Source organism: Shewanella chilikensis, assembly GCF_037953065.1.
GTDB classification, from domain to species: Bacteria; Pseudomonadota; Gammaproteobacteria; order Enterobacterales; family Shewanellaceae; genus Shewanella; species Shewanella chilikensis.
This window is the reverse complement of record NZ_CP149966.1, coordinates 1960072-1973904: the sequence shown is the minus strand read 5'-3', so window position 1 is coordinate 1973904 and position 13833 is coordinate 1960072. Positions and strand designations below refer to the sequence as shown.

13 protein-coding genes are annotated in these 13833 nt (G+C 52.8%); 10 read left to right on the top strand and 3 right to left on the bottom strand.

Annotation, left to right across the window (positions count from 1 at the left end):
• Positions 1–31: 31 nt before the first annotated feature.
• The 3 genes from aat (at position 32) to infA (ending at position 1741) form a co-directional block, all read left to right on the top strand.
• Positions 32–742 (top strand): leucyl/phenylalanyl-tRNA--protein transferase, encoded by a 711-nt coding sequence (aat, locus tag WKR14_RS09055; RefSeq protein WP_101055841.1) that lies wholly within the window; start codon positions 32–34, stop codon positions 740–742.
• A complete protein-coding gene (locus WKR14_RS09050) occupies positions 732–1442 on the top strand; it encodes an arginyltransferase (protein ID WP_339087654.1) in 711 nt (236 codons plus the stop codon). Before aat ends, WKR14_RS09050 begins: the two co-directional genes overlap by 11 nt.
• 80 nt (positions 1443–1522) lie before the next feature.
• Positions 1523–1741 (top strand): translation initiation factor IF-1, encoded by a 219-nt coding sequence (gene infA, locus WKR14_RS09045; protein ID WP_005500725.1) that lies wholly within the window; start codon positions 1523–1525, stop codon positions 1739–1741.
• Positions 1742–1932: 191 nt separating this feature from the next.
• On the opposite strand, the gene clpA is transcribed toward infA, so the two are convergent.
• Positions 1933–4191: an ATP-dependent Clp protease ATP-binding subunit ClpA gene (clpA, locus tag WKR14_RS09040; RefSeq protein WP_101055839.1), complete on the bottom strand. Its 2259-nt coding sequence runs from the start codon at positions 4189–4191 to the stop codon at positions 1933–1935.
• Positions 4192–4225: 34 nt separating this feature from the next.
• On the bottom strand, positions 4226–4534 hold the full coding sequence (clpS, locus tag WKR14_RS09035; protein ID WP_025011177.1) for an ATP-dependent Clp protease adapter ClpS: 309 nt from the start codon (positions 4532–4534) through the stop codon (positions 4226–4228).
• Positions 4535–4931: 397 nt separating this feature from the next.
• Here clpS and cspD point away from each other — a divergent pair, with 397 nt between their 5' ends.
• On the top strand, positions 4932–5138 hold the full coding sequence (gene cspD, locus WKR14_RS09030) for a cold shock domain-containing protein CspD (RefSeq protein ID WP_025011178.1): 207 nt from the start codon (positions 4932–4934) through the stop codon (positions 5136–5138).
• A gap of 99 nt (positions 5139–5237) precedes the next feature.
• Here cspD and WKR14_RS09025 read toward each other — a convergent pair whose 3' ends face one another.
• Positions 5238–7463: an NADP-dependent isocitrate dehydrogenase gene (locus tag WKR14_RS09025; protein WP_226565559.1), complete on the bottom strand. Its 2226-nt coding sequence runs from the start codon at positions 7461–7463 to the stop codon at positions 5238–5240.
• Positions 7464–7789: 326 nt separating this feature from the next.
• On the opposite strand from WKR14_RS09025, the gene WKR14_RS09020 reads away from it, so the two are divergent.
• The 6 genes from WKR14_RS09020 to WKR14_RS08995 all read left to right on the top strand — a co-directional run bounded on the left by WKR14_RS09020 (position 7790) and on the right by WKR14_RS08995 (position 13631).
• Positions 7790–8620 carry a pseudouridine synthase gene (locus tag WKR14_RS09020; protein WP_226565561.1) on the top strand — a complete coding sequence of 277 codons (831 nt, stop codon included), beginning with the start codon at positions 7790–7792 and terminating at the stop codon, positions 8618–8620.
• A complete protein-coding gene (locus WKR14_RS09015; protein WP_286998513.1) occupies positions 8613–9065 on the top strand; it encodes an NUDIX hydrolase in 453 nt (150 codons plus the stop codon). Before WKR14_RS09020 ends, WKR14_RS09015 begins: the two co-directional genes overlap by 8 nt.
• 167 nt (positions 9066–9232) lie before the next feature.
• The gene (gene mnmA / locus WKR14_RS09010) at positions 9233–10348 is read left to right on the top strand and encodes a tRNA 2-thiouridine(34) synthase MnmA (RefSeq protein ID WP_096141856.1); all 1116 of its coding nucleotides are present in this window, start codon (positions 9233–9235) and stop codon (positions 10346–10348) included.
• Between the two features lie 3 nt (positions 10349–10351).
• Positions 10352–10969, top strand: coding sequence for a high frequency lysogenization protein HflD (gene hflD, locus WKR14_RS09005; protein WP_028781430.1), 618 nt, complete (start codon positions 10352–10354; stop codon positions 10967–10969).
• Between the two features lie 28 nt (positions 10970–10997).
• The gene (purB, locus tag WKR14_RS09000) at positions 10998–12368 is read left to right on the top strand and encodes an adenylosuccinate lyase (protein ID WP_096141855.1); all 1371 of its coding nucleotides are present in this window, start codon (positions 10998–11000) and stop codon (positions 12366–12368) included.
• Between the two features lie 123 nt (positions 12369–12491).
• Positions 12492–13631, top strand: coding sequence for a cupin domain-containing protein (locus tag WKR14_RS08995; protein WP_339087653.1), 1140 nt, complete (start codon positions 12492–12494; stop codon positions 13629–13631).
• Positions 13632–13833 lie beyond the last annotated feature (202 nt).

The following is a 13833-nucleotide window of genomic DNA, read 5'->3' as shown; positions in this document are numbered from 1 at the left end:
AAGAAGGCCCTAAGCAGAATCATACGCAATTGTGAACCTACTGTCTTTCTTAAATCATGAGTTGGATCCTTTCCCGTCGCCTGAGCTGGCACTGACGGATCCCAATGGCCTGCTGGCCATCGGCGGCGACCTGCATCCCAAGCGGTTACTCAACGCCTACTACGAGGGAATTTTCCCTTGGTTTAATAGCCAAGATCCCATCCTCTGGTGGTCACCGGATCCCCGCGCGGTTTTTGTTCCGGGCAGCATCAATATCTCTCGCAGTCTACGCAAGTATCTGAAAAAGCAGGATTGGACTTTCAGCATCGACCGAGCCTTTGCCGATGTGATGGCTGGCTGCGCCATGCCGCGAAAAGATCAGCCCGGCACCTGGATAACCGGAGAGATACGTCTGGCCTACCAGGAACTGCACCACTTGGGTCATGCCCACTCCTTCGAGGTCTGGGACAATGGTCGCCTGATAGGTGGCCTGTATGGCCTTGCCATAGGTCAGGTGTTTTGTGGCGAGTCCATGTTCCACCGCAAAACCAATGCCTCCAAGGCGGCCTTTATCGCCCTGCATCAATACGCTCTCAAGCAGGGTTTCAGGCTTATCGATGCCCAAGTGATGAACCCACACCTTGAGAGCCTCGGAGCCAAGAGTTTAAAGCGCAAAGATTTTCTCATACTCTTGAGACAGTTCAGGGACGGCAATCTCGCCAAGGATTGCTGGCAAACCGACGAGGTCAAGCTTGAACTCTGATAACCATGCCATTGCCATAGGCCTCAGCCAACCCTTCGCCTGCAGTTATTTGAGCGGACAACAGGAGCAGTTATTGATGATCCAGGAAGATGAGCTGGACTTGTCACTGTTTGAGCGCCTGTTGGCACTGGGGTTTCGCCGCAGTGGCAGCGCCATCTACAAGCCCCGTTGCCCCCATTGCAATGCTTGCCAACCCATCAGAGTTCCCCTGGATGAATTTCGCCTGTCCAAAAGACAAAAACGCACCCTGGCCAAAAACCGTGACCTGCACTTTCGGATTGTGACCGAGGAAACCCCGGCTCACTATCCTCTCTATGAGCGTTATATCTGTGCCCGCCACAGTGACGGCCCCATGTATCCTCCGAGCGAAGAACAGTACCGTCATTTTCTCGCCTGTGAGTGGCTCAGTCCGGTGTTTATCGAACTTTGGCATGGTCAGCGACTGGTTGCCGTGGCAGTAACCGATCTCCTGCCCCAGAGCCTATCAGCCATCTACAGCTACTTTGACCCGGACTACAGCGATAGATCCCTCGGGATCTTGCTGGTGCTGCTGCAATGCCGCCTGGGCAAATTAATGTCGAAATCGTTTCTCTATTTGGGATATCAAATAGATAACCACGACAAAATGGGTTATAAGCGACTCTACCGCCCCTACGAGATCCTCGGCGTTCAGGGCTGGCAGAAAAGCGACAATCACTGAGGCCTCCCCTTTACAGCCGCTGTAATTTGCGGCATGATACGGCGGTTTTTTACATTCGAGGCTAACGGGATAACTGATTAATGGCGAAAGAAGACAACATTGAGATGCAAGGGACTATCCTTGAAACCTTGCCAAATACAATGTTTCGGGTTGAACTGGAAAACGGTCACGTTGTGACTGCTCACATTTCCGGTAAAATGCGTAAGAACTACATCCGAATCCTGACCGGTGACAAGGTCACTGTGCAGCTGACTCCATACGACTTGAGCAAAGGGCGTATCGTCTTCCGCTCACGCTAAGATCCCAGTTATTTCTCAAAAGCCGGCTGTGCCGGTTTTTTTGCTGGTGAGCCCATGGGGGCGACCCACTGCGCAGCAGGCGCACCTGGCCTGCCGTTGTCTATCCAGGCATCAATGTGTCGGATAAGGGTCAGGATTCAGAATAAAAATGGCTGCCATTGGCAGCCATTTTTTTGTTGCAATTCAGCTTATCAAGAGATCTTCTCCGGCGCTTCCGTGTTGATCTCCAGTTCGCCATCTTTAACATCCACATGAGCGATGCCACCGGACTCAAGTTTGCCAAACAGGATTTCATCGGCCAGCGGTCGTTTCAGCAGATCCTTGACCACTCTGGCCATAGGTCTGGCCCCCATGGTCTTGTCGTAACCCTTCTCGGCCAACAAGGTTCTGGCTTCATCACTGACTTCCAGCGTCACCCCTTTCTGATCCAACTGTGCCTGCAGCTCGACCAGGAACTTATCCACCACCTTGGCAATGATGGTCATATCCAGATGGTTGAACCAGATGATGGAGTCGAGTCGGTTGCGAAACTCAGGTGAGAACACCTTATTGATCTCCGACATCGCATCCAAGCTGTGATCCTGTTGTTTGAAGCCTATGGACTTACGCACAGTTTCCTGTACCCCGGCGTTGGTGGTCATCACCAAAGTCACATTACGGAAATCCGCCTTGCGACCATTGTTATCGGTCAAAGTACCGTGATCCATTACCTGCAGCAGCAGGTTATAGATATCCGGATGCGCCTTCTCGATTTCATCGAGCAGCACCACACAGTGAGGCGTCTTGATCACGGCATCTGTCAGCAAACCGCCCTGATCGTAACCAACATAACCAGGAGGCGCGCCAATCAAACGCGATACAGTATGGCTTTCCATATATTCGGACATATCGAAGCGGATAAGCTTGAGCCCGAGGCATGCTGCCAACTGGTTGGTCACCTCTGTCTTACCTACCCCGGTGGGGCCGGCAAACAGGAAGCTCCCCACAGGTTTGTTTTCATTGCCAAGACCGCTGCGAGCCAGCCGAATCGCCGCACTGAGGCTCTCTATCGCCTTGTCCTGGCCGAACACCACCATCTTCAGGTTGCGCTCCAGGTTCTTCAGTAAGTCCTTCTCAGAGGACGTCACTGTTTTTTCCGGGATCCTGGCAATCTTGGCGATAATGGTTTCAATCTCGCTCTGACCCACGGTTTTCTTGCGCTTGCTCTGTGGCATCATCGCCATCCGCGCGCCGGCTTCGTCTATCACATCTATGGCCTTGTCCGGCAAGTGCCTATCGTTGATATGCTTATCCGACAGGCTGGCGGCGCTGGCCAAGGCTGCGTGAGTGTAACGCACCCCGTGATGTTCTTCATAACGGCTCTTAAGCCCCTGAAGTATCTTGGTGGTTTCAGCCACTGAAGGTTCGTGGATGTCCACCTTCTGGAAGCGCCGCGCCAGTGCCCTATCCTTCTCAAAAATACTTTGATATTCCTGAAAAGTAGTGGACCCCATACAGCGCAGATTACCGCTGGAGAGCAAGGGCTTGAGCAGGTTGGAGGCATCCATTACCCCACCGGATGCCGCCCCTGCACCGATAATGGTGTGAATTTCATCGATGAACAGAATCGCATTCTGATCCGCTGTCAGCTCTTTAAGCAGACTCTTGAAGCGTTTCTCGAAGTCGCCGCGATACTTGGTGCCGGCCAACAGCGCGCCGAGATCCAGAGAGTAGACGGTCGCTTCGCTTATCACCTCAGGCACAGACTCATTGACTATCCGATAAGCCAAACCTTCAGCAATGGCAGTCTTTCCAACGCCAGCCTCGCCCACCAACAGTGGGTTATTCTTGCGGCGACGGCAAAGAATTTGAATCGAGCGTTCGATTTCGTTGTCGCGGCCGATAAGCGGATCTATCTTGCCCTGCTTGGCCATCTCATTGAGATTACTGGCAAACTGAGCCAACATGCTGCGCTCTTCTGTGGCTTCGGATTGATCTTCCAAGCTTTCCTGCGACCCCGGAGCATCGGCCTCATCGTTCTTGGCAAAGCCGTGGGAAATATAATTCACCACATCCAGACGGGTAATATCGTAGCGGCGCAGCAGATAAACCGCCTGGGACTCTTGCTCGCTGAAAATGGCCACCAATACGTTGGCGCCGGTCACCTCATTGCGGCCTGACGACTGCACATGAAACACTGCCCGTTGCAGCACCCGCTGGAAACCCAGTGTCGGCTGAGTCTCACGCTCATCATCGGGATCGCTGATAATGGGTGTGGTCTGGGTAATAAAGTTGGCGACCTCCTCTTTGAGGCGGTCGATATTGGCGCCACAGGCGAGCAAGGCATCCCTTGCGGCGGGGTTATCGGTCAGCGCCAGCAGTAGGTGCTCAACCGTCATATATTCGTGACGGGCATCTCTGGCTTGTTGGAATGCCAGGTTCAAGGTCACTTCAAGATCTTTGTTCAGCATACGCACCCCCTAAAAAACTACAGAGACAGGCTGGTTAAGCTTCCTCTAACGAACACAGTAACGGATGTTGGTTTTGTCTTGCAAACTGATTCACCTGAACCACTTTGGTTTCGGCTATCCCAAATGGGTAAACACCACAAACCGCTTTTCCCTGATGATGTATGGTCAACATAATGTCCGTGGCTTCCTGTTCGTTCTTGCGAAAGAACAGCTGCAGTACCTCCACAACAAAGTCCATTGGGGTGTAGTCATCGTTGTTCAGAATCACTTTATACATTGGAGGTGGTTGCAGTTCCTGCTCAACCCCTTCCTCCACGCGCTCTATCTGTCCAGTCTTACCCATGATTCAATATTAGCCTCTCAACTTGGCTTCTACCAACACTATGCCCGGCCATGTTTCAAAGTACCGCTTGGCGGGCCCTGGGCGGTATTGCCCTTTGTCACACTATACTCTGGCGTGGCGGCGCTTGTCTAAGGCGTTTCTAACTCATGCTTATTTTTCAATCGGTTAAAATTGATTCAATATAATTAAAGCGAGTAAATATCCAGACACTTCCATTAAAGAAAAGATCCCAGTGGCAAACTAAGGTTCCAGCGAAACCATATGCGATGTTGTTTTTTTGTTAATTTCAACTTGACATCCAGCAACACTACTTACATTCTGTTATCTGAGCACCTGCTGAAGTGCTCAAAAGTTGTACTATCTTACTGGGAAGCAGACAATAGAAGGAAGTGGAAGTATGGCAAGCGGAACTGTTAAATGGTTCAACAACGCCAAAGGATTCGGGTTTATCTGCCCTGATGAAGGTGGTGAGGATGTTTTTGCGCACTATTCAACCATTGAAATGGAAGGCTACAGAACTCTAAAAGCAGGCCAACCTGTTGAATTTCAAGTTGAGAAGGGCCCGAAGGGTATGCATGCCTCGGCTATCTCTCCAGTTAAATAACCGGGTGAACAGAGATGAAAAAAGGCGGGGTCATCCCCGCCTTTTTAATGCCTGCTTGGCAACTGAATGAGGGAGCGTTCCCTCATTCAACTTTCAGTATCAAGCGCTCAGAAGGCGATTCAGGCTGGCACTTGGGCGCATAGCCTGCTCGGCTTTAACAGGATCCAGCTTATAGTAGCCACCCAGTTCAACGGCGGCCCCCTGAGCACCATTGAGTTCCGCCACTATCTGCTCTTCAGCGGCCACCAGGCCTTCGGCCAGAGGTGCAAAATAAGCTTTCAGCTCAGCATCCTTGTCCTGCTTGGCCAGCGCACTGGCCCAGTACTGCGCCAGGAAGTAATGACTGCCGCGGTTATCCAACTGCCCCACCTTACGGGATGGTGACTTGTTGTTATCCAAGAACTGACCAATCGCCTGATCCAGACAATCAGCCATCACCTGAGCCTTGGCATTGGCCGTCGTCTGGCTAAGGTGTTCGAGTGAAGCTCCCAACGCCAGGAACTCGCCCAGAGAATCCCAACGCAGGTGGTTTTCCTCTTCAAACTGCTGTACATGCTTGGGCGCACTGCCGCCGGCACCCGTTTCAAACAGACCGCCACCATTCATCAGCGGGACGATTGACAGCATCTTGGCACTGGTACCCAACTCAAGGATAGGGAACAAGTCGGTGAGGTAGTCACGCAGCACGTTACCTGTTACCGAAATTGTATCTTTACCGGCTTTAATACGTTCAAGGGAGAAACGGGCCGCCTTTTCAGGTGACATGATGTGCAGCTCAAGCCCATCGGTATCATGCTCAGGCAGGTAGGCATTCACCTTGGCGATCACTTGGGCATCGTGGGCACGATTTTCATCCAGCCAGAATACCGCCGGGGTGTTGCTCAGCCTTGCGCGGCGTACGGCCAGCTTGACCCAGTCACGGATAGGCGCGTCTTTAACCTGGCACATGCGCCAGATATCACCGGCTTCAACGGCGTGGGACATAAGCACGTTGCCAGCCTTGTCCAATACTTTAACCGTACCGGCCGCAGGGATTTCAAAGGTCTTGTCATGGCTGCCGTACTCTTCAGCCTTCTGCGCCATCAGTCCCACGTTTGGCACACTACCCATGGTTGCAGGGTCGAAGGCGCCATGTTCCTTACAGAAACTGATGGTTTCCTGGTAAACACCGGCATAGCAACGATCCGGGATCAGCGCCTTGGTATCTTTCAACTGGCCATCCGGGCCCCACATCTGACCGCTGGAGCGGATAGCAGCAGGCATGGAAGCATCGATAATCACATCGCTTGGCACGTGAAGGTTGGTGATGCCCTTGTCTGAGTTCACCATCGCCAGCTCAGGGCGGCTCTGGTAGACGGCGGCGATATCGGCTTCAATGGCCGCTTTCTGCTCGGCCGGCAACTTGGCTATCTTGGCATAAACATCGCCCAGACCATTGTTGACGTCCACACCCAGCTCACGCAAGGTTTCACCGTGTTTGGCGAATACATCTTTGTAGAACACCTTCACCGCATGGCCGAACATAATAGGATCGGACACTTTCATCATAGTGGCTTTCAGGTGCAATGACAGCAGTACATCTTCCTGGCGAGCGGCTTCAATTTCGCGCTCGAAGAAGGCGGTCAGTTCACGCTTGCTCATAACGGCCGCATCTATGATTTCACCGGCCAGCAACTCAAGCCCCTGCTTGAGCACCAGTTGGCCGCCATCATTTTGTTCCAGCACTATGTTGACAGTATCGGCATCTTTCAGGGTGACGGACTGCTCGCTGCCGTAGAAATCCCCTTGTTGCATATGAGCCACATGAGATTTGGAGTCCTTGCTCCAGGCACCCATTGAATGCGGGTGCTTACGGGCATAGTTCTTGACCGAAGTCGGGGCGCGGCGATCTGAGTTCCCTTCACGCAGTACAGGGTTTACCGCGCTGCCTTTGATCTTGTCATAACGAGCCTTGATTTCCCGCTCTTCATCGGTTTTGGCTTCCGCCGGATAGTCAGGCAGATCATAACCTTTGGCCTGCAGTTCTTTGATACAAGCCTGCAGCTGAGGAATGGACGCACTGATATTGGGCAGTTTGATAATATTGGCTTCGGGCTGGGTCGCCAGCTCACCAAGCTCAGCCAGATGATCACCGATACGCTGCGCTTCGGTCAGACGCTCGGGAAAAGCGGCAATCACACGGCCGGAGAGAGAAATATCGCGGGTTTCGACATTGATGCCGGCTGCCTGGGTAAAGGTTTTGATGATAGGCAGTAGAGATAAGGTCGCCAGAGCCGGCGCTTCATCTGTCTGCGTATAGATGATAGTGGGGGTTTTATCAGTCATTTTCAGTCCTACGCTTTTTATAAAAATGAGTTGTTATAAGTGTTGTTATTCTTTAATTTCCTTGCCTCTTTCCGCCCAGGATAGCGCCGTTGTACACAGTCGATATAGATCCGGTTGACGGGCGTAAAAATTGGTTACAGATCACAATTTGGCGAACATCATAGAGCATTCCAGCCAAGATTCAAATGCCACTATAGGCGAGTGCCGGGTACACTCGGATAAAAGTCACCAACCCACCCTGCCGCCAAGCAGGACATAGGTGTTACACTCTGGCATATCTCTGGCAAATAGTCAGAGTACACAGCTCAAGCAGCCAGGATATCTCAATGAATTCGCCAACCTCCCAACCAAGACGTAAACCCAAACGCCAGCCCAGTCACTCAAAGGACCCTGGCGGTAAAGAATTTGGCCAAGAGAAGAGTCAGCGCTCCACCAAACCAAGCCCCAACAGCAAGAGCTCCAGTAGCAAGAGTCCCAGTAACAAGAGCCCCATTAACAAGAGACAGGGCCTGAATAAAAAGCGCACCGGTCCTCAAAAACCCCGCCCAAAGGTAACACCACTCTCGGTTGCAGAAACCCAGGTGGTACTGCTCAACAAACCCTTCGATGTGTTATGCCAGTTTACCGACGAAGGCGGACGGCGCACGCTCAAAGATCTGCTGCCCATCGCCGGTATCTATGCCGCCGGTCGCCTGGACAGAGACAGCGAGGGTCTGTTACTGCTCACCAATAACGGTCAACTGCAGGCCAAGCTGACCCAGCCCAACAAGCACACCTTCAAGACCTACTGGGTACAGGTGGAAGGCGATGTCGATGACACCGCGATTCAAGCCTTGAGTCAGGGAATCGAGCTGAAAGATGGCCCCACCCTGCCTGCAAAAGTCCGGCGACTGCAACAACCCGAATCTTTGTGGCCACGTAATCCGCCCATTCGTGAGCGGCGCAATATCCCCACCACTTGGCTGGAGATCTGTATCCGCGAGGGGCGCAATCGTCAGGTGCGAAGGATGACAGCCCATGTCGGGTTTCCCACTTTGAGGTTGATACGTTATGCCATAGGCAATCTCAGCCTGGATACCGAGCAAGGGCAATGCCTGCAGCCCGGTGAATATCGAACTCTTTCTGAGGCGGCCATCAAGGAGCTTCTCCATGACTGAACGTTATCGCCCCAATGTCACAGTGGCCTGCATTATTGAGGCAGAGAAGCGTTTTTTGCTAGTCGAAGAGTTGATTGACGGCCAACAGAAATTTAACCAACCGGCCGGTCACCTGGAAGCAAATGAAAGCCTTATCGACGCCTGTCGCCGCGAGGTGCAGGAAGAAACCGGCCTGACAGTCACCCCTGAAGCTCTAGTGCGAATAGATCAGTTCAGCGCTTCCAAGGAGCTGGCCTTTTTACGTTTTACCTTCTGTGCTCGCCTGACCCAGTGTCAGAATGCCAAGCCGTTGGACGTCGCCATCAAGGCCACCCATTGGTTGAGTATGGATGAAATCACAGCCTTGGGCCCCAAGCTTCGCAGCCCCTTGGTCAGCGCCACACTGGAGAGCTATTTGCAGGGACAACGGCTGCCGTTATCTTTGCTCAATAGCGCGCTGTTGTGATTAGCTCTGGGCACCAAGGCGTGATAGAATACGCCCCCGCAGAAACTGAGTGCCTTATGGCTGTTTGTCCACCCCAGCGTCGCGCCAATAACGGCCTGCCACAACCGGGCACAAGCAGCAGTTCTCTTTTCGGGCGTTCATGAATGAATTCAACGGTTTTAGGATCTATGACAGCTAACACTCCCAATGCATCAGGAAAAAAAGTCATTGTCGGCATGTCCGGCGGTGTCGACTCATCTGTTTCAGCCTATCTGCTGCTCCAGCAGGGCTATCAGGTAGAAGGCCTGTTCATGAAGAACTGGGAAGAAGATGACACCGACGAATATTGCTCTGCCGCCGAAGATTTAAAAGATGCCCAGGCTGTCTGTGACAAGCTGGGCATCAAGTTGCACACGGTCAACTTCGCCGCCGAATACTGGGACAATGTGTTCGAGTATTTTCTGGCCGAGTACAAGGCGGGACGCACGCCTAACCCGGACATCATGTGCAACAAGGAGATCAAATTCAAAGCCTTCCTTGAGTTTGCCGATGACATTCTCGATGCCGACTATATCGCCATGGGCCACTATGTGCGCCGCCGTGATACCGATGGTAAAACCCAGCTGCTTCGCGGCATAGATGGCAACAAGGATCAGAGCTACTTCCTCTACACCTTGAGTCACCAACAGGTGGCTCGCAGCCTGTTCCCTGTAGGTGAACTGGAAAAACCCGAAGTTCGCCGCATTGCCGAAGAGCAAGGGCTGGTCACCTTCAACAAGAAAGACAGCACCGGCATCTGTTTTATCGGTGAACGCAAATTTACTGAATTCCTTGGCACTTATCTGCCCGCGCAACCGGGTAAAATCGAGAGTGTCGACGGTGAAGTGATAGGCGAGCATCAGGGGCTGATGTACCACACGCTGGGCCAGCGCAAGGGCCTTGGAATTGGCGGCATGAAAAACAGCAACGACAATCCTTGGTATGTGGTCGACAAAGATCTGAAACGTAATGTATTGATTGTCGCCCAAGGCGGCCAGCATCCGAGACTCATGTCGGTTGGCCTCACGGCCAGGCAGCTGCACTGGGTAGACAGACAAGGCCCTGCCGATGGCGCAAAAATCACGGTCAAGACCCGATATCGCCAGCAGGATATCCCCTGCACTGTTTATATCCAGGGTGACGATGAACTGAGAGTGATCTTCGACGAACCTGTGGCGGCAGTCACGCCAGGGCAGTCGGCAGTATTCTACGACGGTGAAGTCTGCCTGGGTGGCGGCATCATAGAAACCCTGATTAGGGAGTAATCATTGAGCGAGCAATTGCATGACCGCACTATGGCATTTGCCGGCATATTGCAGGCAATCGCCCAGGTGCAATACATAGCCCGCCACGGGGAAAGCGATCCGCAGCAGTTGGCTGCGGCACTCGATGGCATTATGGTGACAGATCCCGAGAATATCGATGAGATCTATCCCGACAAAGTCGTGCTGGCCAACGGCTACAAGTGGATTATCAACCAACTGGGTGACAGCGCCCAGAAAGATGTGGAAATCACCCGCTATCTGGTCGGCATTCTGGCGCTGGAGCGTAAACTGAGCCGCAACCAGGCGGCTCTGGGGATGCTGTCTGAGCGCATCAATCAGGTGCATCGCCAACTTAGCCACTTTGCCATAACCGACGAGCAGGTTATCGCCAACCTGGCCAGCATCTACAGCGATATCATCAGTAATTTGGGGCCCAAGATCCAGATTTCGGGCAATCCCAACATACTGCAGCGGCCACTGGTCCAACATAAAATACGCGCCTTGTTGCTGGCAGCAATGCGCAGTGCCGTACTCTGGCGTCAACTCGGCGGTAAACGCAGACATCTGGTGTTTGCCCGCAAGGCGATCGTCGATACAGCTAAGAAAAGCCTCACCCTATAATAAAGCCAAGTTCATCAAGGAGCTTATAATGGATCTTTCCGCACTGACTGCTATCTCACCGGTAGACGGGCGTTATGGTAGTAAAACCGCCGAACTTCGGGGGATATTCAGCGAGTACGGTCTTACCAAGTATCGTGTTCAGGTCGAAATCAACTGGCTGAAACTGCTTTCCAGCTGCCCTGAAATCGAAGAAGTCCCCCCCTTCAGTGAAGAAGCTCTGGCATTGCTGGACAATATTCGCGACAACTTCAGCGAAGCCGATGCCCTGAGAGTCAAAACCATCGAAGCCACCACCAACCATGACGTTAAGGCGGTGGAATACTTCATCAAGGAAAAAATCGCCGACAATGCCGAGCTGGCCGCCATAGGCGAGTTCGTGCACTTTGCCTGCACCAGTGAAGACATCAACAACCTGTCCCACGGCCTGATGCTGACCGAAGCCCGTGAACAGGTACTGCTGCCATACTGCCAGAAGCTGGTCGATGCCGTTAAAGAGCTGGCCAGACGTTACAGGACTGTGCCTCTGATGTCCCGTACTCACGGCCAACCCGCCTCGCCTTCGACTCTGGGTAAAGAGATGGCCAACGTGGCCGTACGTCTCGAACGCCAACTCAAACAAATTGAAGCGGTTGAGATCATGGGTAAGATCAACGGCGCCGTGGGTAACTACAACGCCCACCTGTCCGCCTACCCAGAAGTGAACTGGCATGAGCTGTCACAGCGCTTTGTCACCAGCCTGGGGCTGAACTGGAACCCCTACACCACTCAGATTGAACCGCACGACTATATTGCCGAGCTGTTCGATGCCGTGGCCCGTTTCAATACCGTGCTGATTGATTTTGACCGTGATATCTGGGGTTATATCGCCCTGGGTCACTTCAAACAGAAGACAGTGGCCGGTGAAATCGGCTCATCCACCATGCCGCACAAGGTTAACCCTATCGACTTTGAAAACTCGGAAGGTAACCTGGGCATAGCCAACGCCCTGATGCAGCATCTGGCCAGCAAACTGCCGGTTTCCCGCTGGCAGCGCGATCTGACCGACTCCACAGTGCTGCGTAATCTGGGTGTGGGTATCGCCCACTCGCTGATCGCCTACCAGGCCACACTCAAGGGTGTCAGTAAGCTGGAAGTCAACGAGGCGCACCTGCGCGATGAACTGGATCACAACTGGGAAGTACTGGCCGAGCCGGTACAGACAGTCATGCGCCGCTATGGCATCGAAAAGCCTTACGAGAAGCTCAAGGAGCTGACCCGTGGCAAGCGTATCGATGGTCAGCAGCTGGCTGCCTTTATCGACGGTCTGGAACTGCCTGAGAACGTGAAACACGAACTCAAGCAACTGACGCCGGCCAACTACATAGGCCGCGCCGAAGCCTTTGTCGATGATTTGAACTGATAGCCTCTTGGCTGTCGCAGGCGGTACTGGTTTCCAGTACCGCCTTTTTTCTCCCCGGGGTTTATGCCGTTGCAAGCGGGATAACTGACTGGCCATTGAAACGGTTTAAGGATTGGATAACAGATGACGAACACTTACCAGCTGACTCTTGACAGAGATGCCTTTGTTAAAGAGGTGTGGCAGCAACAACCCAAGGTGATCAGACAAGCCTTCAAGGACTTTGTCGATCCTATCGCCGCCGATGAGCTGGCGGGCCTCGCCTGTGAAGAGGAGATCTCCTCACGGGTGGTAATCACCAAGGGGCAGGACTGGGAAGTGATCTCAGGCCCATTTGAAGACTATGACAAGTTCAGTGAAGAAAACTGGCAACTGCTGGTGCAGGCCGTCAACCACTGGTATCCGGACTCTCAGGGTCTGGTGGAAGCCTTCCGTTTCCTGCCGGACTGGCGCTTCGATGACCTGATGGTGTCCTTTGCCACGCCGGGTGGTGGTGTCGGCCCCCATATAGACAACTATGATGTCTTTATCATTCAAGGCGAGGGGCGCAGACGCTGGACAGTGGGTGCCAAGGGCCAATACGCCAAGCGCGGCAATAACCCCAATACCCCTTTGATTGAGGACTTTGAGCCCATCATAGATACAGTGCTGGAGCCCGGCGACATGCTGTATATTCCGCCCGGTTTTCCTCACAGGGGCGAGACTCTGACCCTGGCACTGTCCTACTCAATAGGCTTCCGGGCACCGAGTCAGCAAGAGCTTATCAGCGAAATGGCCGACTTTATGCTTGATCAGGATCTCGGCCACAAACGTTTCACTTCGAGTGAAGAAGCCGGGCAACCTGCGCTGATCGCCAAGAGCCAGCAACAGGGGATGATGGCGCTGCTGAAAGAGCTGACTGAGAACCCTGACTATTATCAGGGCGTGCTGGGCAAATTGTTGAGTCAGAATCGCTTTGATCTGGATATTTGCCAGGGTGAGCCTATGAGTACCGAGGAGCTCAGAGAAGCTGCGGCCGAAGGCGCTGTATTCAAGCGCATAGGTGGGCTTAAAATTCTCATGCTGGAAAACGATCCCAACTGCCGGCTGTTTATCAATGGGGAAGCCTTTGAATTGCCGCAAGGCAGTGAAGAGCAGGCGCAATTTATTGCCAATCGCACCAGCATAAATGCTGCAAACCTTGAGTCATTGCTGGATGATGAGGCAATAGCAGCGCTGCTGTGTGACCTGCTAGAAAAAGGTTACTTCTACCTCAGTGAAGAGTGAGATTGAGTCAGTCTTTCTGTACTAAATAAAATATCAGCCCTGCTCTCGGCTCATAAGAGTAGCATTCTCAACCCATAAACCTGCAGAATGCTACTCCCTCACTCTTGATGGGATTGATATTGACTCTATCCCTGGCAATCTCTATCAGCCAGTTATTTTCAGCCCCACTCTTGCTATAAAAACCTGTTGCTGAGCGCAAAAA

Coding starts and splice junctions, on each gene's coding strand:
- infA (WP_005500725.1), top strand. CDS start 1,523: ATGGCGAAAGAAGACAACATTGAGATGCAAGGGACTATCCTTGAAACC.
- clpA (WP_101055839.1), bottom strand. CDS start 4,191: ATGCTGAACAAAGATCTTGAAGTGACCTTGAACCTGGCATTCCAACAA.
- clpS (WP_025011177.1), bottom strand. CDS start 4,534: ATGGGTAAGACTGGACAGATAGAGCGCGTGGAGGAAGGGGTTGAGCAG.
- cspD (WP_025011178.1), top strand. CDS start 4,932: ATGGCAAGCGGAACTGTTAAATGGTTCAACAACGCCAAAGGATTCGGG.
- WKR14_RS09025 (WP_226565559.1), bottom strand. CDS start 7,463: ATGACTGATAAAACCCCCACTATCATCTATACGCAGACAGATGAAGCG.
- WKR14_RS09020 (WP_226565561.1), top strand. CDS start 7,790: ATGAATTCGCCAACCTCCCAACCAAGACGTAAACCCAAACGCCAGCCC.
- WKR14_RS09015 (WP_286998513.1), top strand. CDS start 8,613: ATGACTGAACGTTATCGCCCCAATGTCACAGTGGCCTGCATTATTGAG.
- mnmA (WP_096141856.1), top strand. CDS start 9,233: ATGACAGCTAACACTCCCAATGCATCAGGAAAAAAAGTCATTGTCGGC.
- purB (WP_096141855.1), top strand. CDS start 10,998: ATGGATCTTTCCGCACTGACTGCTATCTCACCGGTAGACGGGCGTTAT.
- WKR14_RS08995 (WP_339087653.1), top strand. CDS start 12,492: ATGACGAACACTTACCAGCTGACTCTTGACAGAGATGCCTTTGTTAAA.